Origin of the sequence: Citrobacter amalonaticus (assembly GCF_002918555.1) — a bacterium.
In the GTDB taxonomy this organism is placed as follows: Bacteria; Pseudomonadota; Gammaproteobacteria; order Enterobacterales; family Enterobacteriaceae; genus Citrobacter_C; species Citrobacter_C amalonaticus_A.
Genome location: NZ_PQMB01000002.1, coordinates 1,314,012 through 1,335,079, shown reverse-complemented (window position 1 = coordinate 1,335,079; position 21,068 = coordinate 1,314,012). Strand labels below are relative to the sequence as shown.

Below are 21,068 nucleotides of genomic sequence, written 5' to 3'. Positions count from 1 at the left end.
CTGTAGCCCGTCTGGGCCACAGTAAAATAGGGGATGTTAATCGTAGCCAAACATTATCTGCGCAGTCGCCACTACGCTACCGGTTGATAATGCTGAGGCGTTATAAACTTTGTAATAAGCATGAAGATAAATGTACTGCGTACTGCTAATATCATCATCTTTAGCGATATCTAATATTTGCGAGGCATGTTCCATATTACTGCTGCTGGATATTTGCACTTCATCGTAGTCACCCATAAACATCCGGCTACGAATGGCAATACCTACCCCTCCCGCCGTGGTTTCATCGTTGACCATTATCTGGTAGCTGGTATCCGAACTGACTAAATCATTGCTGGATAACCAGGCCTTAACATTGCGGGTAGACGTTTTAATTCCGGCCAGGTTGCCGCACTTCAGCGGGATCGTGAAATCGGCGCCATCCGCCTTTCCATTTTTTTTCAGGACGCTAAACGGAGCGGGGGGTAATTTCACGCTCATGTCCCGCGTCATATTGCAGGTTGTTTCTTTTGGCTCAAACTGAATCGTCAGCTTCTCATAAGCAATAAAATAATCGGTGTTCCAGCTTTTGCGTGCGGTTTCAGCCATCATATTTGACCAGGCGCGATAAGCATACGTTTTGCTGGAAAGGAACGGTGAGCTGGAGCCGCTTCCGGTACCGCTCATCACCGCGGGTATGACCGACAGTGCGCCGCTGGTTGTGGTTTTGGTATAGCTCTCCACTCCGACAGGCGGCGTCGACATTAATTCCGCCCGCAGCGTATATTGTGTCTGATACGACAGAGAGTGAATACCCACGATACCGCTGACAGTGACTTTGGTATCGCCACTAATGGTGGCCGTTAATTTGATCCAGTAGCTACTTTCACCATCCGCACTGTTGAAATTCAAATAAACAGGAGAACCGTTGAAACCGGTAAAATAATATAAGTGGTCTTGCGCCAGACCACCGATCCCGATATTCCCGTAAGTACAGGTCATACTACCCGACCAGCTGGTGGTATAGGAATATTCAACGACGTTCGAATTCACGAAAGCCGATGAAAGATTTAGCGACTTATCCGACTCTGCGACGCTGGTAAAAAGTATGCCGGAATTACGGCAGGTATCGCCTGTTACACCGCGAGACTGAGCCTGCGACTGTGCTTGCGCAGATAATATTGGGATTACGGTCAGTATTATGGCCGTAACCATAAGATAAAATAGTTTTTTCATGATTGATTCTGTTAGCTGAATAAACTGAGTTAGCGACAAATATTTTCAGCATGCTCTGCAGGCTGGGAAATAGTGCAGAATTTTTTAGTCTTGCCTTTGCTGATATTCACCTTCAGGCTGGCGGGAAGCGTCTCTGACTTAATAAAAATCTGACTTCCCTGTGCGACATAGCCGACTTCTTCATTCCCGGCACCGCTGACAACCGCGCCAAACGGCAACTGGCCCCCTTCAGCGGTTTGCACATCAAAAGTGAAGAGTCTGCGCGTGTCAGTTTTGTACTTCAGCCAGCTGATACTGCCTTCGTACGGCGCCACATTGAGTAAATTACCTTCAAGGTCGACGTCGCTGTTTTGGGTTCCATCCTGCTCCAGATGGAAATTATTCTGCCGGTACGGTGTCGCGCTGGTGATGAGAGCGATACCTTTGCTGTTGGTGTGTGCGGAGGTATCGCCGTTAACGACCGCGTTCACCACTCCCGGCGCTTCAATAATGACAAAATTGCGTCCGTTATGAGGAGACGCCAGCAGCCCACCCTTCCATGCCAGCAGATTGCCGCTGGCACCCAGGCTTAGCTGGCGATATTCACGGGCCAGCGTCGCGCCGCTGTTCATGCTGGTATAGTCATTTTTCCAGCTGGTGTAGAGATCGGCCGCCCGCGAGTCGTTGTCACTGTCGTGGCTCAGCATCAGGCTGTAGTCAACATCATGCATATTCCCGCTCATGCTGACGTCAGAAGAGGAATATTTGCCGTTCTGCACGCTGGCATGAGAAGACAGGCTGCCGCCGCTGCCGAATATCGACATCGGTATCGTGACAGAAAAATAGAGGTTGTTTTCCGTCTTACCGCGTGAACGCAACGCGCTCACCAGGTCGCCTTCATAATTGGTTTCATAGTCGTAATAGGACTGCGTGACCTCCGAGCGGCGCAGCGAAACCGAGTAGTTGACGCCGTGACTGGCATTGCTCCAGGTCAGGTTGTACTGACGGCTACTTTTCTGACCGCGCCAGTAATCGCGCCAGTAGGCTGAAAGTGACAGTCTTCCAAATTGTTCCCCCAGCGGCTGATTAATATTGGCGCTAAAGGCTTGTTTGCTGTTGATCGTTGAGGTGCCCGTTCCGCCGTAATCCTTAATATTGGATTTGGTCAGGATATAATCGCTAAAAGAAGCGTAATCCTGAGTACGGTAATAATACGAAGCCAGCGAAATATTGGTGCGGGTCGGGAAGTATTTACTCCAGGACAGCGCGTATTTTTCTCCGTGGCGACGGCTATCGCCAGGCAGACGATACTGCGACTCCTCCACGGAAGCCGAGAGTGACCCAGCGTAGGGGACGGAAACCGCTCCTCCCAGAAGCAGAGACTGATAATCCTGGCTCCAGATCCCGCCCGCTGACGCGGTGAGGTAGTTATTCACCCCGCGTGAATAGCTCACCTGGGCAAAATGGCTGCTATCGTCGACGTTGCGCATGTCCACCGCCCCGACGTTAATCTGATAGTCGCTGCTGCCGGGGCGCTGCATATCCGGGATCGAGGAGAATGGCACCACGAAGCGCTCAATGTTGCCTCCTGTGTTTTTTACCTCGACGGATAAATCGCTGCGTGAGCCGGTAGGCATCAGATCGCGGATGGCGAAGGGACCTGGCGGGACATTGATCTGGTGGATGATATGACCATCCTGGGAGATACTGACCACCGCTGAACTGGTTGCAACACCTTCGATCACCGGCATATAAACGTTTTCGCTGTCCGGTAACATCTGACGACTTTTATTCAGTGTTACCCCACGAAAACGAACCGTGTCAAAATAATCAGACGTCGTATAGCTCCGACCAATGCGCAGTACCGAATCGATCGCCGCAATTGGTTTTTCAACAAAACGCGTGGTATTGATCCAGCTACCTTTGTTCATTGCGCTGTAGCGCATCCACGATGAGCTATCGAGAAAATGCCAGCCATACAGGTTTAGTCCGCTGTTCAGCGATAAATACAGATTATCGCTGTCACTATAGCCATTCTGCAGACCGTGAAAATTGTAATAGTTGAAATTGTAATTGGTATACAGGCCATTAATTCCCTGATCCCATTTTTGCGGTGACACCCAGTTACGGCTGTACTCTTTTACGAAAGCCTGAGGTACTTCTAAATCCAGACGCAGTGTGCCGGGTATCAGGGCGCTTTTCCCTCCGTGTAGCAGGGTATTAACGTCGAGCTTTTCAGCGGTGCTTTTATTTACGATGTCATCCAGCCCCTGAATATCCAGCAGAGATACGTCGTCTTTATTAATAAGCAGAGTACCTTTATCGTCATTAGCGACGGAAAGATTAAATTTCCCGCGCCAGACGTTATTCACATAAACATCCAGATCATAAGCCCCCGGCGTCATAACCAGCCGAGAATTACTCCAGTCCATATCTGCTGAATTACCTACCAGCAGGCTGCTATTAAAATCCTCCGCCAGCGCGCCGTATGAAAATAGCGCGAGGCTGACAGAGTGAACCAGCAAGCTTATACGAAACAGAGAACTGTTTTTCATCAGAATTGAACCTGGAGTCATTTATCTGGGATATCAGTGGATAGTGCTGAATCTCTTTGCGCCGTAATCATCGAGCCAGGTAAGGCGATATTGCCCACCGGACTGAATTTTGCTGGACACCAGGGCGCAGCCAAACGGCGGAATAAACGCAGTCTCAGCCAGTAAATTATCTTTTCGGCTTTGCTTTAGCTCGCCACCCTGCCAGGTCACGACCTGAGGGATGGTCATGTAATATGGCGAATTATTCTTCAGGCAGGTGTGACCGCCAGAAGTCGAAACGGTAATTTTTTCCGCCACGCTGCTGTCGAGATCGCTCAGTACATCCGGACGATAGAACAGTTTTATGCGGTTGCGAATGGCCACCTGCAGGTAGCTATCACCACTGCCTTCAGGGACGGGAGGGACATCCAGAACGTTAAGCCAGAACACACTTTCGCGGTCTTTTGGCAGCGACTGGGTGTTCATCGCCGAGATTTTCAGAGCCTGTCCGGCGTGTCCGCTCATTTTTACGACCGGAGGCAGCAGAGAAAACGGCACTTTGACTTTCTCCGGCGCGGCGGAAGCATCGCCCTCGTCAATCCATGACTGCACCAGATGGGTTTGTTCGCTGTCGTTTACCAGTTGCACCGACACAAATTTGGCGCTGGCCGGATAAATAACACGCGTTTCGTTGATCACAACGCTTGCGCTGGCATTCATGGAAATGAACGTAGCCGCAAGAAAAAGTATCAGAGTTTTCATAATGTCGCAGAAGAGAGCCGGGGAGACCCCGGCTGAATGAGTTAGTCGTAGCTGAAGGAATAAGTTGCGTCAGTAACAACTTTACCGGTTGTTATGGCCGCGCCACCGTAGTTGTAGTAGTTGGCATACATGGTCAGCGTGACGCCATCTTCGGTGGCAGCGTCAGCGGAACTCAGGCCAGTATCGAAAGCGGTATCAAACGGTACGGCAGTGTTGCCATCTTTGGTGAGCGCGATACCGACACCCTCGGCGCCATTGTCGCTGTAGTTTTTCAGATACTTAGCGTCATCCGACAGGTTGCTGCTGCTGAAAGTGATTTTCAGGGTTTTAGCTTCGTCCGATGCCGCAGAGCAGTTTTTCAGATTCATGGTGAAGTCTTTGGCGTTGGTTTTAACAACACCGGCGGTGGTGCCCATATCACCTACAGCGATAGGGGAAAGGTTTACCGTGAAGTCTGAACCGTTATTGGTTACCACGTTACAGGTGGTGTCGGACACTGAACCGTTAAAGGTAATGGTGCCACCCGCTACGCCGGTTGATTCAGCTGCAAATGCAGAGCCGGAAACCATCAATGCCGCTACGATGAATGTTTTGTTAAACATTTGTGTATATCCCGTTTTCATAATCAAATTTATTTTTGTCAGTAGCGTGAAACTTTTTCCCTGCTCCCTGGTTCGCGCTACATCGTCCCTGGCACCTGAACAGATGTTGATGATTTATTTCACCTTCTCTGGAGTGGCGCATTCGGTTGCAGAACAACATTTCACGTCACACCTTAAGGTTGGAATATAAGACCATTTGTTGTTGTTTTGGTAAATGTAAATATCGATTAAATGAATTTTTTAAGATTAAAACACTGCTTTTAATGTTTTTTATAAATTTATATCATGAGCAAGGGGGTGAAGAGGCCTGCGTTAAGAAAGTAATTACTGGTTAGATGATGGGCAAAAGCTGCAAATGACGTTTTTGCAGAACAGCAGAAGAGGAGAATGAATAAATTAATTAACGAATTGTTATCAAAAATTCAATAAATTAAACACGTTAGATACAATAGCGGTGTCGATCCCAGGCTAAAGTGGACTTCCGGGCAGGGCAATCAACAGGGTACGGACATGATCAATACCTGTCTGACTGGATGATTGTGCCGCATTGCAGAGTGTCAGAACCGACCATGTGAAGGTAACAATGGATTATCGCCAATCGAACTGGAAAATCGATGATGGATAAACTCGAAAAAGGTGTTCAGTTTTAGTTGATCACGGCAAATCAGACAAAGAGCTGAACAGTGACTGGAGGGGGAGAACATCGCGGTTAATATGCTCTCCCCGGTTAGTCGCCTATGGCTGAATGCTTTTCTGAACGAGCTGCTCCAGTTTTTTAAGCATCTGTACTGAGGCCGCGTCAAGGCCATTACGCTGGAGTTCTTCTGCCGGATGGTAACTTACATGAACCTGTCCATCAGGTTGCTGGCTGATGAGTACCCGAAACGACAAATCCAGAGCGAGGTCAGGGTGAGCCAGCATCAAAGGGGTTCCCCCCTTCGGATTACCAAATACCAAAACCGTCGTTGGCGGCATGTTCAGGCCGACATCATGCGCTGCCTTTGCATGGTCAAACTCGCCAAATAACGTCAGTCCATTATCTGAAACCGCGTTGAGCAGGCGCTCTCTGGTATGTTGATAGTCAAACGCACTGTGAGATCTAATCATCGTATCTGCACCTTTTTCATCAGAGTGAACCTGGGGCACAAAGGTCAGTATTAACGCTGAGGTTAGAAAAAAAAGCTGCAAAATTTTCTTCATTCTCTTTCCCTGAAGGGTATTGGTGTTAACAAAAACTTAACAGGCACGATGGCAGAGTATCCTGACAGGTGCCTGATTTTTGTTTGTCAGCTTTAGCCCGGATGCAGTGAAAGTGAAGGCGAATACCAGTCGCATCTGCCAATGAGTTTAACGAGTGTTTCTCATTCTTCTGGTCAGTAGTGTCGCACAAACGAAGCCAAGCAGGCTGAAGGCGACCATGACAGAAAAGATGTAGTTATAACCCGTTATGCCCGCGAAATTATCCAGTAAGGAACCGTAGAGCGTATAGGCAAACATGGACGGCATATATCCAATGATACAACCGAAAGCCATCGCAGAACCGGCAAACTCTCTTGGTGTTCCAATTTCATCCATTGGCGCAAAGAAGATGGCTCGTTGTGAGAATATGATGGCGCCGAATCCCAGTGTTGCAGCCATGCCAAGATATACATTCATGGAGTCATGAGGTAGCTGGATGAAAAGCAACATTGCTATTGCTGAGATCAGAAAGGTCCATTTCAGGTATACAACAGGTGAATGGGCTATCTTATCAGCGAGGAATCCCCCTACCGGGCCACCCACCATTTTTAACCCATACTGATTGATTATCCCGTATGCACCGACCAGCGCGACGGGTAATGCATAGATATCTTTCAGGAATGGAATGAAGTATGTAAGCCCGCAATAGGCAGAGTAAACGAAGAAAATACAGAATGATGCCAGCCACAGGTTAGGGGACTTAATCACCTTTTTAATTCCCATGAACACCTGCTTATTGGCATCTGCTGTGTTGTCTGTACTGACTTTGTCATCACCATCCACGATAAAGTAGGTGATTATCCCGACAAGGATCGTGACCAGGGTGTAATAGACAAGACCTGCCTGCATCCCGGCTTTTCCCTCGCCGAACTGAACGAAGACAAACAGCGCGCCAGAGGCTATCACCACATCAACGACCCCCCTTCCTGCCTCCAGAAAACCAAACATACGTCCTTGTTCTTCTCTGGTTCCAAGCAGGCGGACTGCTTTTAGCAGAACAGGCCAGTAAACCACTTCGCCAAAAAATGCCATCGCCCCAAAGGCGATCAGATAGCCTGTGAATGGCGGAAGCGTCGTCAGGTAAGCGCCACATAATCCGACGCCAATTAAACCCACAGGCAGGAGGATTTTTTTAGAGAAACGATCGGCAATGTATAACGAACTAAATAACCCAATAGTCTGGATAATGGCGTAAACAGTAAAACCAAATCCAATTTGAGTATTCGTCAGCCCCCAGTCTGCCTGCATGGGAACGTAAAATACGTCCTTCATGCTGGACAGTTTGAAGATTGTGCCTCCTCCGAGTATAAGGAAGCAAAGCTTGATCCATTTATTCATATTTTTAATCCTGTTATTTGATAACAGCTATGGCTTCAACTTCAATCAGCACATCTTTCGGTAATCTGGCAACCTCAACGCATGAGCGGGCAGGGTACGTGCCGGAAGGAAAGAATTCGCTGTAGATGGTATTAAAGGTCTGGAAATTATTCAGATCGCTTATAAAACAGGTTGTTTTAATCACGTCAGTCATTTCGATTCCTGCCGCTTCAACTATTGCCCTGAGGTTACTCATAGCTTGCTTTGTTTGTTCTTCAATATTGAGGCCGCGCACTGAGCCATCTGCCGGACTGAAAGGGCAGCATCCGGATATAAATAAAAGGTTTCCTGCAATAATTGCCTGAGAGTACGGACCAATTGCTTCTGGTGCATGTTGTGTGCGAATAATCATGATATTCCTTTTTTAATATTTAGCAGTATTTTTGACGAAGAGCCTTCAGCGCCTTTACTGAAACCTGAACACACCGTTCCTGAGCTTCCATTAACTCATTGAGTAATTCTTGAGATATTTTTCCGGGGTAGTAATACTCAAGAGGGCTTATTTTCGTGATATCAAAAGGAGCCGGTTTGACAGCAAAAGTCCCCTTAAGATCTTTCTCTCCACCAGTACCGTTTGGTCGGGAAAAACGGGAGGCATAGGGAAAACACGTTTCAATATTGATGCGGGTAACGCCTGATTCATCGACCAGCGTTTTAAAGCAGGTTTCGATATCAATGCTGCCTTCTCCGACGGGCATTCCGCAAACAACCAGCTCTTCTCCATCTTGGGTAACGATATGATCCTTGAAATGCGTGCTGTAGGCGTAGGGAGCAAGCTTTCTGACTGTGTCAACTGGCTCTTCCCACGCCATCATGCCATTACCGATATCACAGTGTGCGCCCACCCATACTGAATTTACTGCCTTAACAATGTTGATAATCTCATCAGCCGTTTCGTCTTCATGATTTTCTATAGCCAGCCGAATACGGTGCTTTTTGAGTAATGGAACAAGAGACTTCAGTTGTTCAATGATTCCGGGATAGGCCAGAGGGTCATAATCTCCTCTGCGGAACATGTACGTTCTGATGACATCAGCGTTCAAAGCGGAAGCTATTTCTACCGCTTTATTAATAGCTTCAGGCGTTGTGAAGCGCGTATCAATCTCACAGTAAAGGCCATGTGCTTCTATGGCACCTCTGACTTTTGCCAGATATTCAGGGGTGTTACTGCTGAGCACTCCAAATTCCGGATGTAACCCTTCATCCGGAATGATATTGATTTCTACACCATCCAGTCCCAGTTCCCTCGTCTTTGAAATAAAGCCAAAAATATCCATGGCTCCCTGCTGAAAGAAAAGATGATACGACTCCGTTTCAAGACCAATTTTCATACGATACCTCCGTCACGTTAGATCCAGATTGTAGGGTGGATAGAGTCAAGGTAATGTGATCTGGGTATGAAAAATGATCACTAAGTAAAATAAAATATTACTCAGTGTGCTTGGTGTGTATCTGGTGGACGAATTCTTATGGTTGGTATAACATTATTCCTTATTTCATATCAGGGATAAGCTTTATGGAATCCATTGTTAATCATGAGTTTAGTGATGATGATCGGCAGTTGCTAACCTCATTTATTCCTTTCATTGACTGTTTGGGACAGTTTCTTGGCGAGTACTGTGAGATTGTGTTGCACAGCTTTGAGGATTTGCATCATTCAGTCATTCATATTGTGAATGGACATGTAACGGGAAGGGAGTTAGGGGCACCCGTAACTAACATCGCAATTGAGAAGCTTGCTGAATTTAACTCTACCGATAATATGTGGGATATCTATTTCAGTAATAAGGGGATCAGGCCGTTTAAGTCCTCATCCACGCTTATTGTGAATAAGAATAAAGCTCCTGTTGGCATGATATGTATGAATTTTTCACTTGATATGCCATTGAATGCCTTTGTGGATAATTTTGCAAAATCAAATAACTGCAAGAATGAAAACTTCACACAGGATATTAATAATCTGGTTCAGAGCCATCTTGAACCCGTTAAAAATATGATTTATGCCAATAAAAATATCCCCAGCAAAAACAAAAATTATGAGATTATCAAAGAGTTGAATTCTATCGGTTTATTTGATTTTCCTGTCACTAATAAAATTGTGTCATCAAATTTGGGCATAAGTCCAAATACTGTTTATAAGCATCTGCGATCATTGAATAGCAAGAGTTGATAAAGCAGGTACTTTCATTAAGGTACGTTTATAAAGGCATCTGCATTTACAGATGCCTGTAACACATGAATTTTCTCTGTTCAATATTTCGTATCACCGGATTAGCATCGAACGCCGTTTTCACGGCATAATGACATACGCGAACTGTCGTGTTAATCATTCTTCTTCCCGGTAATCCTTACTGCAAACGTCCATCGTTTTTTTATCATACGACAGCAACAATTAGAGTTTTTAAGCGTGTAATTACAACGAGTTATATACTAAAAAGACGTTAATGACAAAATGGATTTCACCGAGAATTGGTGTTCTCAGGCTGGTATAAAGGTCTGAAGTGAGGCGGGCGTGGCGTCAGGAGCAGGGAAGCAAGCACGTGCAGGAAAATTACATCAGGGAAGCAGGGTTATTGTTAATACAAGTGCGTTAACAGGACTGAATCTTTTTAGCATCAAATCCCACGGATATCCAAAGTGATTACTATTTGAAAAAGTCTGATTTTAGCGCTGTCGTGTATACAGCTTAACAGAAATACAGTATATATTAAAAAATTCAGAAAGTTAATGTCAGGATGGCAAGATATAAATCTTAAGAGAGAAATATTTTACGTTTTAATAATGAAAATGATGATGCTGGTTTTGGCCAGGGGATAGCTGCGTTAAAGGAAAAATCGTACTACTTAACTAATGACCAGATAATGTTATGTAGTGCTAAAGCAACTTTTTGTTTTTTAAAGCCAGATCCAGAGTATGGTAAGTGGTGACTACTGAAGGAAAAATAATGACAAATAACACCCCTGAAGAAATGGATGGTATTGATGTTCAAAAATACAATTTGCTTGATAAGCGATTTGACCGTTTTTTTGCGACGGCATTCTATTCACAAATAATTGGTGCAATTCTCTATGAATTTTGTAAGTTAATTTTTCTTAAGCTCATTGCTATTCCTTTATTTTTGGTGGCCATCGTTTCTATTTTCCATGTCTTCTATCTTAATAGTTATCTGGAACCCATAAGATGGAAACTTCATAACACGTCAAAAGGTGAAGTATTAGCATCTAAGTTTAGTAACCTGGAGTTTTATCTTATTACCATTGGTCTGATTATTTATGATATTGCTGCTATGTTTCAAATGATTATTTGAAAAGAAGTAAGGGGGAGTGTTGATATGTGATTGATGATAATATTGATGTCGCGAAAAGTAGAATGTTATAAAAATAAAATTTAGTCATTTATCGTCTTATTATCAATATAATGGAGCGGTGTGCACTACCGCGATGGTAAAGTATCAGAAATATCTGACTATCTAAATATTCAACCGCGGTTCATGGTTACTTATCATGCTGAATATAAAGAAGGCTTGTATAAGTTTGAGATGGTTATGGCTGGTGAGGAACTTTCGGAATACGGGGACCGCATAAAGGAAAACATGGCTTCGCTGCGCGGACAAGAGGTATATGCTCCGCTTATAACTCGCATACAGCAGGGGCCCTGTGTTATGCGGGGATAAATTTACCTCAGAAAGACGGGGTCATACCGACTGTGATCCTTTACCCCCTGCTGATGGCACCTGGACAGCTCACAACCCCTGCAGGAAAACATACCAGGTGCGCAGGAGCATCAGCAACGAAAGCGCTTTAACACGACTGATTTATATTTTAAACATTTTTCCTGCAATGTCTGAGTATACCTCTATTTGAGAACGTCTGATTTTAGCTCTACGGTATTTAAATTTTACGTCAATACTGTAATTCTGGTAATTCCAAAGTCGGTATCTCAGGGTAACAGGGATGTAAGTTTTATGGGAGGGTACATGGCAGTAAATTTTTTATCAGTCAGCAGGTTTTTTGCCTGTGTCTGTCTCTTTAATGTTGTGTTCATTCTGGCCTCACTGTCTGCAGCAGAAGACTCAGTTCCGGAGACCAGCACAACGGAATATGACGGTATGAAAAATATATCTGTCAGACAGTTTGTGGTGAATGTCGAAAAGTATTAACTACAGAGGTGAGACATGGAAACAGATAAAGAACTTGAAGAAAGGGTTAAAAAAGAAAGTAAAAAAAGCGAACCCTATTTTATCGCTGCTGTTTTATCTCAAATCACAGGGTACATTATTTACCAGTATAGTCATATTTACATACTGACACTGCTTGCTATTCCTCTGTTTATGGTTGCAATTTATTCATCTGTTTTTCTTGTTTGCCATGATATAAAAAATGAACCGGATGAAGTTAAAGTAAAGAAAATAAATAAAAATGATGCCCTGCTGCTTAAAATTGATGGGGTCGGCCTTTATTTTACCACGATAGTCATGATTGGCTATGATGTAATTGCTATTTTTAAAGTAATTTTGCAGGGAGTTTTGTAATGGATGTTAATATGAAAAGTATTTCTAATGATAAAATTGAATCCACTGAAGAATTAAAATTCAAAGTGGAGTGTTATAATCGAAAATTATATCGCATTGTAATAATTGGTTGTTTATCACAATTCATCGGATTTTGTTTGTATTCATATTTCAATAGTTATGCGTTTGTTTTTGTCGCAATCCCTTTGTATATCATTGCGATGATTTCATTGGTTCTGTTTTACTTACTTAGCAATGAATCTAAGCCACTAAAAATAAAGTTTTATAAAATATCAAAAAGAGAAGAAAAAATGCTCAAGGCTGATGGTTGGGAGTATTTCTTTTTTTTAGCCTTGATTTATTTATACAATATAACATCAATATTTAAAATTATTTTTTCATGGGGGTGATTAAAATGACCATAGTCTTAAAAAAAGATGATGACAAAGGAAGGGATTTTACAGAAGAGTGGAATTCCATAGCTAACAAAATTCAGTTTTTTAATAAAAATATTATCGAAAGATTTTTCCCGCAGCACAAACAAATATCACAAATTTTTAGTGGCAAGCTTGGTGCCCCTGCGTCTTTTGCCAATCTGATGGCAAAATATAAAAGAGGTGAGGATACCATTAGTGACTGGCTGGCAGCTGGTTCTGATATTTCATTGCTAGTAGCTGGATATACAAAAATCCCGGCTGCCGCTACTGTTGCTTCAGTTCTTGGGCTGGCTGCATTTCTGACCTCCGACGGATTCCATGATTTAGCCCGCACACTTCTGGACATGACCCAAAAGTATGGTATAGCCGATCCTGAAACCGGGGGCTGGTTACTTCCTCCGCACGACCTTCTGCTGGAACAATTATCCGGAGCTGCAGGCCCGGACTTATCCAATGCTGAAAATACCGCCTCACCGATTATTATTGACCTCGATCGCGATGGTGTGGAAACCATTTCTGTGGGAAATGGGGTCTTCTTCGATCATGATGGCAACAAATTTGCTGAAAGTACTGGTTGGGTGTCACCGGATGATGGGCTGCTGGTATTTGATCGAAATGGTAATGGTCAGATTGACAATGGTAGTGAACTGTTCGGAAATAATACACTACAGGCCGACGGAACTAATGCTTCAAATGGCTATAACGCCCTGAAAGGATATGATGATAATAAAGATGGAGTTCTTGACGAGAACGATGCCATCTGGAATCAGCTTCAGGTCTGGCAGGATAAAAACAGCAATGGCATCGTTGATGAGGGGGAATTATTAACGATGAAGCAGGCGGGTATTGCATCAATCAATACCGTTTATAAAAACTCATCAATAATTGACAGTCAGGGAAACTCGCATAAACAAACGGGAAATATTACTTATACAGATGGCAGTAAAGGTCAGTCGGCAGATGTCTGGTTCAATACGGATACGGGGAACACTCGCTATGATGGAGATAAAAATATCCGTGATGATATCCGGACAATGCCCTATGTCCGGGGATTCGGAAATATAACGGATCTTCATGTTGCAATGACGAAAAATGCACAACTGGAGTCACTGGTGAGAGAATTTATCGCTGATCCAGTAAAAGCAAAGAGCAGCGGGTTGCTTGAGACAATTATTTATTCATGGGCCGGAGTGGATGGAATATCAGCAGACGCCCGGGGGGAATATATTGACGCCAGATGGCTGGCCGTACTGGAATCGGCTTCCGGCAAACCCTATAAAAACAATACTAACGGTACGACAAATCCTCTTTCCGGAGCGGCTGAAGTTCTGAAGGCAGAATTTGCTGAGTTTTCAGCCTGGGTGGAAGCTCACTTACTGGCGCAAACTCTTTACAGTGAAGCATTCGGACTGATTAAAATGGAATTAAATGCCGACCTGAGCGGCGTTAACTGGAACTTTACGGCTTTTGAAACATATCTGGCGGAACTAAAAAGAACAGATATTAAACAGTATCTGCAGTTGAGTAATACGTTCTATTCTTATCTGAGTTACTCTGAAGATCTGAAAGATATACAGAATAAACTGGGTATTGATCCCGGGCATTCATTTATTGGCAGTGAAAACATCGACTCGCTCGTGGGGACATCAGGAAATGATGTCTTGTATGGTGGCGCTGGTAACGACATTCTCACCGGTGGGGCAGGGAACGACACCTACCTGTTTAACGCCGGCGACGGCCAGGACACCCTGCGCGGGCACTATCACAACACGCCGGAGACCAACACCCTGCAGTTCGGGGAAGGTATCACCGCAGACCAGGTGACGGTGAGACGCTCCGGCAGCAGCGGCCTGCTGCTGACGCTGGCGGGCAGCACCGACCGTATCCTGGTGGAGGACTTCTTCTCGTCTGACCGTCCGGACGGCACGTATAACCCGCTGCAGATGGTGGAGTTCGCTGACGGGACGCGCTGGACGGTGGCGGACCTGGTGGCGAAGGCACTGCAGGCGACGGACGGGGCCGACACCCTGACCGGAACCAGCGGGAACGATGTCCTCTACGGGCTGGCGGGCAATGACACCCTCGACGGCGGTGCCGGGGACGATATCCTGGTCGGCGGTACCGGGAATGACATTCTCACCGGCGGGGCCGGGAACGACACCTACCTGTTTAACACCGGCGACGGCCAGGACGCCCTGCGCGGGCACTATCATACCACCCCGGAGACCAACACCCTGCAGTTCGGGGCGGGCATTACCGCAGACCAGGTGACGGTGAAGCGCTCCGGTAATAATAACCTGCTGCTGACGCTGGCGGGCAGCACCGACCGTATCCTGGTGGAGGATTTCTTCTACATGGACCGGCCGGACGGCTATTACACCCCCCTGCAGGTGGTGGAGTTCGCTGACGGGACGCGCTGGACGGTGGCGGACCTGGTGGCGAAGGCGCTGCAGGCGACGGACGGGGCCGACACCCTGAGCGGAACCAGCGGGAACGACATCCTGTTCGGGCTGGCGGGCAATGACGTGCTGTACGGCCAGGCCGGGAATGACACCCTGTACGGCGGGGAGGGGAACGACACCCTCGACGGCGGTGCCGGGGACGATATCCTGGTCGGCGGTACCGGGAACGACATTCTCACCGGCGGGACCGGGAACGACACCTACCTGTTTAACGCCGGCGACGGCCAGGACACCCTGCGCGGGCACTACCACTCCACCCCGGAGACCAACACCCTGCGGTTCGGAAAAGGCATTACCGCAGACCAGGTGACGGTGAAGCGCTCCGGTAATAATAACCTGCTGCTGTCTCTGGCGGGCAGCACCGACCGTATCCTGGTGGAGGATTTCTTCTACATGGACCGGCCGGACGGCTATTACACCCCCCTGCAGGTGGTGGAGTTCGCTGACGGGACGCGCTGGACGGTGGCGGACCTGGTGGCGAAGGCGCTGCAGGCGACGGACGGGGCCGACACCCTGACCGGAACCAGCGGGAACGATGTCCTCTACGGGCTGGCGGGCAATGACGTGCTGTACGGTCAGGCCGGGAATGACACCCTGTACGGCGGGGAGGGCAACGACACCCTCGACGGCGGTGCCGGGGACGATATCCTGGTCGGTGGCACCGGGAATGACATTCTCACCGGTGGCACCGGGAACGACACCTACCTGTTTAACACCGGCGACGGGCAGGACACCCTGCGCGGGCACTACCACTCCACCCCGGAGACCAACACCCTGCAGTTCGGGGCGGGCATTACCGCAGACCAGGTGACGGTGAAGCGCTCCGGTAATAATAACCTGCTACTGTCTCTGGCGGGCAGCACCGACCGTATCCTGGTGGAGGATTTCTTCTACATGGACCGGCCGGACGGCTATTACACCCCCCTGCAGGTGGTGGAGTTCGCCGACGGGACGCGCTGGACGGTGGAGGACCTGGTGGCGAAGGCACTGCAGGCGACGGACGGGGCCGACACCCTGACCGGGACCAGCGGGAACGATGTCCTCTACGGGCTGGCGGGCAATGACGTGCTGAACGGTCAGGCCGGGAACGACACCCTGTACGGCGGGGAGGGCAACGACACCCTCGACGGCGGTGCCGGGGACGATATCCTGGTGGGGGGCACCGGGAACGACATTCTCACCGGCGGGACCGGGAACGACACCTACCTGTTTAACACCGGCGACGGCCAGGACACCCTGCGCGGGCACTACCACTCCACCCCGGAGACCAACACCCTGCGGTTCGGAAAAGGCATTACCGCCGACCAGGTGACGGTGAAGCGCTCCGGTAATAATAACCTGCTGCTGACGCTGGCGGGCAGCACCGACCGTATCCTGGTGGAAGACTTTTTCTCCGGTGATAACTGGAATCCCCTGCAGCAGGTGCAGTTTGCGGACGGGACGTTGTGGCTGGCAGACGATTTGCTCAGCTATATCGATGACGGCATTCCCCTGCCAGCAGCGTATAGCGAAGCGGACAGTACGGTACCGGTGAGCCTGCTCCGCCAGCAAATCNAAGGCATTACCGCCGACCAGGTGACGGTGAAGCGCTCCGGTAATAATAACCTGCTGCTGACGCTGGCGGGCAGCACCGACCGTATCCTGGTGGAAGACTTTTTCTCCGGTGATAACTGGAATCCCCTGCAGCAGGTGCAGTTTGCGGACGGGACGTTGTGGCTGGCAGACGATTTGCTCAGCTATATCGATGACGGCATTCCCCTGCCAGCAGCGTATAGCGAAGCGGACAGTACGGTACCGGTGAGCCTGCTCCGCCAGCAAATCAGCCAGTTTATGGCGGCCGGGGATGATGCTGAACCCCTGCTGATGGCACCTGAGCAGTTCACCACTCCGGTACTGGCCGGCGTGCAGAAAGCGTCGTTCGGGTTCTGAGTTTATCGCCCGGGCATAGTGTCCGGGCGCTCATATCAGCAAGGGAAAGAGACTGAACGTGTCACCTTCAGAACAGAGTTTATGGCAGGGGTTTGCCATGATTGCCCGCTATCATGAAACAGCCGTCAACATTGCGTCACTGAGAGCCCGGTTTTTCACGGATGACAGCCATGACATCACCCTGCAGTTTGTCCGGGCGGTCAGAAGCTGCGGGCTGAAATGCCGGCATGTCATGAAACTGGAGGCTGGCAGCCGTATTCCCCTCCCGGCGTTGATTGCCGTGCCGGATCGTGGATATGTGGTGGTGCTGGCTATCCGGGACGGAAAATGGCTGATACAGGGGGAGGGGGGCGCAGAGATCCTGGCGCCACAGCAGGGCGTACGCTATGCCGGGTTTCTCTTCGCCCGTCGCCTCTCCCTGGAAAATATTGAGCGGGAATTTAACCTGCGCTGGTTCGCCCGGGCCTTTATGCGCTACAAAAAGCTGCTCGGCGAGATCCTTCTGGCGTCCTTTTTTATCCAGCTGCTGGCCCTGGTCACCCCGCTGTTTTTTCAGGTGGTGGTGGATAAAGTGCTGACGCACCAGAGCCTGACCACCCTGGACGTACTGGCTATCGGGATGCTGGGGGTCTGTCTGTTTGATGTGCTGCTCGGCGGGCTGCGAAACTATCAGCTGGCTCACACCTCACAGCGCATTGACGTCACCCTGAGCTCCCTGCTGTACCGCCATCTTCTGGCCCTGCCGCTGGCGTATTTCCGTCAGAGACAGGTGGGCGTGACGGTGGCCCGGGTCCATGAGCTCAAAACCGTGCGGGAATTTCTCACCGGTAATGCGCTAACCCTGTGCCTGGATTTGCTGTTCACCCTGGTTTTTTTCGTGGTGATGGCACTTTACAGCGTGCCGCTGACGCTGATTGTCATTGTTTCGCTGGTGCCTTACGCCATTCTGTCCCTGACCATCACCCCGGAACTGCGTCGGCGCCTGGACGTACAGTTTCAGCAGGGAGCCCGTAACCAGGCCTTTCTGGTGGAAAGTATTACCGGGATCGAACCGGTCAAAGCGATGGCTGTTGAAAATCAAATGGGACGCCGCTGGGATGAACAAATCGCCGCCTATGTCTCAGGCTGTTTTCGCACCCAGAATCTGGGCAATGTGGCGGGGCAGCTGGCGCAGCTTATCGGCAAGGTCACCAGCGTGGCTATTCTCTGGTACGGGGCCCAGCAGGTGATTCAGGGAGAATTAACGGTAGGCGCCCTGATAGCCTTCAACATGTTTGCCGGCCAGGTCAATGCGCCGGTGCTGCGGCTGGTCCAGCTGTGGCAGGATTTTCAGCAGGTTTCCGTTTCCGTGAAACGGCTGGGCGATATTCTGAATGTCCCACAGGAAAAGGCGCAGGGCAGCGCGGTGACACTGTCTGCAATTAAAGGCGCGGTCCGCTTCAGGGAGGTGAGTTTCTCGTATCAGCCCGGCATGGAGCCAGTGGTAAACAGCGTGACGCTCTCCGTCAGGCCCGGGGAGGTGATCGGGATTGTGGGACGTTCCGGCTCCGGTAAAAGCACCCTGACCCGGCTTATCCAGCGCCTGTATATCCCGACGGGCGGGCAGATTTTTATTGACGGGACGGACAGTGCCAGCCTCGACCCGCAGTGGTTACGCCAGCAGACCGGGGTGGTGCTTCAGGAGACGCAGCTTTTTAACGGCACCATTCGCGACAATATCGCCCTGGCCGTGCCGGACGCCCCGCTGGACAGCGTGATGGCGGCCGCCAGACTTGCTGGTGCGCATGACTTCATCAGCGAATTTCCCGCAGGCTATGACACGCCGGTGGGGGAGCAGGGCGGGCAGCTGTCCGGGGGACAGAAACAGCGGATCGGTATCGCCAGGGCACTGCTGACTGAGCCACGGATCCTGATCCTTGATGAGGCCACCAGTGCGCTGGATTACGAGTCAGAGGAAATCATCCAGCGCAATATGCCTGATATTTGCCGTAACCGGACGGTATTTATCATTGCCCATCGTCTGTCCACCGTGCGGCAGGCCGGACGAATTATTGTGATGGAAAAGGGAGAGATCGCTGAACAAGGCTCCCATCATCAGTTGCTGCAACGTAATGGCATTTATGCCCGTCTGCACCAGTTACAGTCGAAGAGGGATGATGAGCCGACACTATCGTGAGTTCTTACCGGCCGTACTGGAGATCCAGGACACGCCGCCCTCTCCGGCCGGACGATTTATTCTCTGGGGAGTGATGGTATTGCTGACGCTGTCCGTCTGCTGGGCGGCAGTGGGACAGATAGATATTGTCGCCATCACCCGAGGTAAAGTCGTGGTAACCCTGCTCTCCCGGCCGGTCAGCAGCGCCGTGACGGCAGATATTGCCCAGGTATTTGTGCAGGATGGTCAGCATGTTGAGAAAGGCAGCGTTCTCATCCAGCTCAATGACAGCCAGCTGACGACCCGGCAGCAGGAAAATCTGCTGCGCCAGCAGATTAACAGGCTGAACATCAGGCGTCTCGGTCTGCTGCTGATGCGTGTCAGGGAAGCCCCCCTGTCACTGGACAGACTGGCTGACGCGGAGGGGGAAGACCACCTGGAAAAGCAGGTTTCTGCTCGCCAGGAGGCGGAGGCGGAGGCTCTGCGGCGGGAGATTCAGCGTTACCGCAATAATCAACAGACCCTGCACGCCCAGATGGAGGGCTATCTGGCACAACAGGATATGGCCGAAAAGCAGTTGCTTATCTACCGCAAACAGTTTGCTGCTCTGCAGTCGCTTTTTCAGCGGGGAAGTACCAGTGAGGACAGTCTGCTGGAAATCCGTAAGCGGCTTCTGGAGGCGGATTACAGTGCCCGGGCGGCGGGAGCAAAAGTCAGGGAGATTCAGGCCAGTATGGCGCTGTCAGAATCAGAAGAGGCCAGCTATCGTGCCGGTAAAATTCAGGAATGGGAACAGGAACGAACGGAGCTGATGACTGAAAATGCGGTACTGGAGAGCCAACTGACCCAGCTTGAAGCAGAGCTGAAATTGTATCGGTTAATCGCCCCGGTCAGTGGCAGGGTGGATTCTCTGGTATACCGCGATGCGGGCGCTGCGGTGGAAGCGACACAGGAACTGCTGAAAATTGTCCCGGAAGGCGAGAAGCTCAGCGCAGAGGTTCTGGTCAGTAATCAGGATGTGGGCTTTCTACATACCGGGCAACGGGTGACGGTAAAGGTGGACACGTTTGATTTTACCCGCTACGGCTGGGTGGACGGTACGCTGACCCGGCTGTCAGCCGATGCGGTGGAAGATAAGGAGCGAGGCTTACTCTACAGGGCGGTGATCCAACTGAATAAAACCGACATTGTCGTGGACGGGAAAAAACGTCGGCTGGAGCCGGGAATGTCGGTCTCAGCGGAGATAAAAACCGGGAAAAGAACGCTCCTGAGCTACCTGCTGAGTCCGGTACTGGAAGCGGTTGATGGCGTGGGGAAACAGCGCTGAGGCGTTTCCGGCGACGTGACGAAAGAGGCTCTCGCCCGGAGAATAAACGCCTCAGTGATGCGCTGAAGACAAAAGGAAAAAGCATGAGACCAGATGAAAATCGTTCAGAAGAGACCCGTAAGATATTGCAGAAGAGGATCCGGCTGAGACGCTGGATGATTATTGGCGGTCTCGTTATCGGGCTCAGGGCCTCGCTGAATCTGTATTCTCAGCCGGGAGCCGTATTCCCTGTTCTGGAGTTGATTCTGGCGCTGGGAAGCATGGGATACGGGGCGTCATTAACCCCGGGCATCCACAACCTTTCCCGAAAAGATGACACGAACGACTGAGATTTCGCGTGGGCGGGAGCGCCGCCAGCAGGCAGCGATGAACCCGGTTAACGTATTCAGCCGTTTCCTGGAATTTTTGGGCTTGTCAGGATGGATGGCATGGGCCACGCTTGTTTTTGAAATTGTAAGTGGCGCTATGCTCATTTTCTGTGTGAAACCAGGACTCGGAGCGCTTATTGCTATTCCGGGAATGTCAGGGCCTACTCAGGTA

General features: G+C 49.4%; 16 protein-coding genes. 8 read left to right on the top strand and 8 right to left on the bottom strand.

Translation table 11 applies throughout. From position 1 onward, the window contains the following. Positions 1–36 precede the first annotated feature (36 nt). The 8 genes from C3432_RS11880 to C3432_RS11845 all read right to left on the bottom strand — a co-directional run bounded on the left by C3432_RS11880 (position 37) and on the right by C3432_RS11845 (position 9,039). Entirely contained in the window at positions 37–1,215 is a 1,179-nt protein-coding gene (locus tag C3432_RS11880; protein WP_103776788.1) for a fimbrial protein, read from the bottom strand. 29 nt (positions 1,216–1,244) lie between these two features. Then, a complete protein-coding gene (locus tag C3432_RS11875) occupies positions 1,245–3,749 on the bottom strand; it encodes a fimbria/pilus outer membrane usher protein (protein WP_103776787.1) in 2,505 nt (834 codons plus the stop codon). Positions 3,750–3,782: 33 nt separating this feature from the next. Continuing rightward, positions 3,783–4,490 carry a fimbrial biogenesis chaperone gene (locus C3432_RS11870; RefSeq protein ID WP_103776786.1) on the bottom strand — a complete coding sequence of 236 codons (708 nt, stop codon included), beginning with the start codon at positions 4,488–4,490 and terminating at the stop codon, positions 3,783–3,785. A 41-nt stretch (positions 4,491–4,531) separates the two neighbouring features. Further along, on the bottom strand, positions 4,532–5,092 hold the full coding sequence (locus tag C3432_RS11865; RefSeq protein ID WP_103776785.1) for a fimbrial protein: 561 nt from the start codon (positions 5,090–5,092) through the stop codon (positions 4,532–4,534). A 735-nt stretch (positions 5,093–5,827) separates the two neighbouring features. Continuing rightward, positions 5,828–6,292, bottom strand: a complete 465-nt coding sequence (locus tag C3432_RS11860; protein ID WP_103776784.1) for a DUF302 domain-containing protein — start codon at positions 6,290–6,292, stop codon at positions 5,828–5,830. 147 nt (positions 6,293–6,439) lie between these two features. Then, positions 6,440–7,669, bottom strand: coding sequence for an MFS transporter (locus tag C3432_RS11855; RefSeq protein WP_103776783.1), 1,230 nt, complete (start codon positions 7,667–7,669; stop codon positions 6,440–6,442). 13 nt (positions 7,670–7,682) lie between these two features. Beyond that, the gene (locus C3432_RS11850) at positions 7,683–8,060 is read right to left on the bottom strand and encodes a RidA family protein (RefSeq protein ID WP_103776782.1); all 378 of its coding nucleotides are present in this window, start codon (positions 8,058–8,060) and stop codon (positions 7,683–7,685) included. A gap of 19 nt (positions 8,061–8,079) precedes the next feature. Then, positions 8,080–9,039, bottom strand: a complete 960-nt coding sequence (locus C3432_RS11845; RefSeq protein WP_103776781.1) for a sugar phosphate isomerase/epimerase family protein — start codon at positions 9,037–9,039, stop codon at positions 8,080–8,082. A gap of 185 nt (positions 9,040–9,224) precedes the next feature. Here C3432_RS11845 and C3432_RS11840 point away from each other — a divergent pair, with 185 nt between their 5' ends. The 8 genes from C3432_RS11840 (at position 9,225) to C3432_RS11795 (ending at position 20,857) form a co-directional block, all read left to right on the top strand. Beyond that, entirely contained in the window at positions 9,225–9,878 is a 654-nt protein-coding gene (locus C3432_RS11840) for a helix-turn-helix transcriptional regulator (protein ID WP_103776780.1), read from the top strand. Positions 9,879–10,652: 774 nt separating this feature from the next. After that, positions 10,653–11,015: a hypothetical protein gene (locus C3432_RS11835; RefSeq protein WP_103776779.1), complete on the top strand. Its 363-nt coding sequence runs from the start codon at positions 10,653–10,655 to the stop codon at positions 11,013–11,015. 867 nt (positions 11,016–11,882) lie between these two features. Further along, positions 11,883–12,239 carry a hypothetical protein gene (locus tag C3432_RS11820; protein ID WP_103776776.1) on the top strand — a complete coding sequence of 119 codons (357 nt, stop codon included), beginning with the start codon at positions 11,883–11,885 and terminating at the stop codon, positions 12,237–12,239. Continuing rightward, a complete protein-coding gene (locus C3432_RS11815) occupies positions 12,239–12,628 on the top strand; it encodes a hypothetical protein (protein ID WP_103776775.1) in 390 nt (129 codons plus the stop codon). Before C3432_RS11820 ends, C3432_RS11815 begins: the two co-directional genes overlap by 1 nt. Continuing rightward, the gene (locus tag C3432_RS27970; RefSeq protein ID WP_103776774.1) at positions 12,619–17,046 is read left to right on the top strand and encodes a calcium-binding protein; all 4,428 of its coding nucleotides are present in this window, start codon (positions 12,619–12,621) and stop codon (positions 17,044–17,046) included. The genes C3432_RS11815 and C3432_RS27970 overlap by 10 nt, the downstream gene beginning before the upstream one ends. 97 nt (positions 17,047–17,143) lie before the next feature. After that, complete coding sequence (locus C3432_RS11805) at positions 17,144–19,222, top strand: type I secretion system permease/ATPase (RefSeq protein WP_181012905.1); 2,079 nt, start codon at positions 17,144–17,146, stop codon at positions 19,220–19,222. Further along, positions 19,200–20,528, top strand: coding sequence for an HlyD family type I secretion periplasmic adaptor subunit (locus tag C3432_RS11800; RefSeq protein ID WP_181012904.1), 1,329 nt, complete (start codon positions 19,200–19,202; stop codon positions 20,526–20,528). The genes C3432_RS11805 and C3432_RS11800 overlap by 23 nt, the downstream gene beginning before the upstream one ends. Before the next feature lie 83 nt (positions 20,529–20,611). Next, complete coding sequence (locus C3432_RS11795) at positions 20,612–20,857, top strand: hypothetical protein (RefSeq protein WP_103776771.1); 246 nt, start codon at positions 20,612–20,614, stop codon at positions 20,855–20,857. Positions 20,858–21,068 lie beyond the last annotated feature (211 nt).

Coding starts and splice junctions, on each gene's coding strand:
- C3432_RS11880 (WP_103776788.1), bottom strand. CDS start 1,215: ATGAAAAAACTATTTTATCTTATGGTTACGGCCATAATACTGACCGTA.
- C3432_RS11875 (WP_103776787.1), bottom strand. CDS start 3,749: ATGAAAAACAGTTCTCTGTTTCGTATAAGCTTGCTGGTTCACTCTGTC.
- C3432_RS11870 (WP_103776786.1), bottom strand. CDS start 4,490: ATGAAAACTCTGATACTTTTTCTTGCGGCTACGTTCATTTCCATGAAT.
- C3432_RS11865 (WP_103776785.1), bottom strand. CDS start 5,092: ATGTTTAACAAAACATTCATCGTAGCGGCATTGATGGTTTCCGGCTCT.
- C3432_RS11860 (WP_103776784.1), bottom strand. CDS start 6,292: ATGAAGAAAATTTTGCAGCTTTTTTTTCTAACCTCAGCGTTAATACTG.
- C3432_RS11855 (WP_103776783.1), bottom strand. CDS start 7,669: ATGAATAAATGGATCAAGCTTTGCTTCCTTATACTCGGAGGAGGCACA.
- C3432_RS11850 (WP_103776782.1), bottom strand. CDS start 8,060: ATGATTATTCGCACACAACATGCACCAGAAGCAATTGGTCCGTACTCT.
- C3432_RS11845 (WP_103776781.1), bottom strand. CDS start 9,039: ATGAAAATTGGTCTTGAAACGGAGTCGTATCATCTTTTCTTTCAGCAG.
- C3432_RS11840 (WP_103776780.1), top strand. CDS start 9,225: ATGGAATCCATTGTTAATCATGAGTTTAGTGATGATGATCGGCAGTTG.
- C3432_RS11835 (WP_103776779.1), top strand. CDS start 10,653: ATGACAAATAACACCCCTGAAGAAATGGATGGTATTGATGTTCAAAAA.
- C3432_RS11820 (WP_103776776.1), top strand. CDS start 11,883: ATGGAAACAGATAAAGAACTTGAAGAAAGGGTTAAAAAAGAAAGTAAA.
- C3432_RS11815 (WP_103776775.1), top strand. CDS start 12,239: ATGGATGTTAATATGAAAAGTATTTCTAATGATAAAATTGAATCCACT.
- C3432_RS11805 (WP_181012905.1), top strand. CDS start 17,144: ATGATTGCCCGCTATCATGAAACAGCCGTCAACATTGCGTCACTGAGA.
- C3432_RS11800 (WP_181012904.1), top strand. CDS start 19,200: ATGATGAGCCGACACTATCGTGAGTTCTTACCGGCCGTACTGGAGATC.
- C3432_RS11795 (WP_103776771.1), top strand. CDS start 20,612: ATGAGACCAGATGAAAATCGTTCAGAAGAGACCCGTAAGATATTGCAG.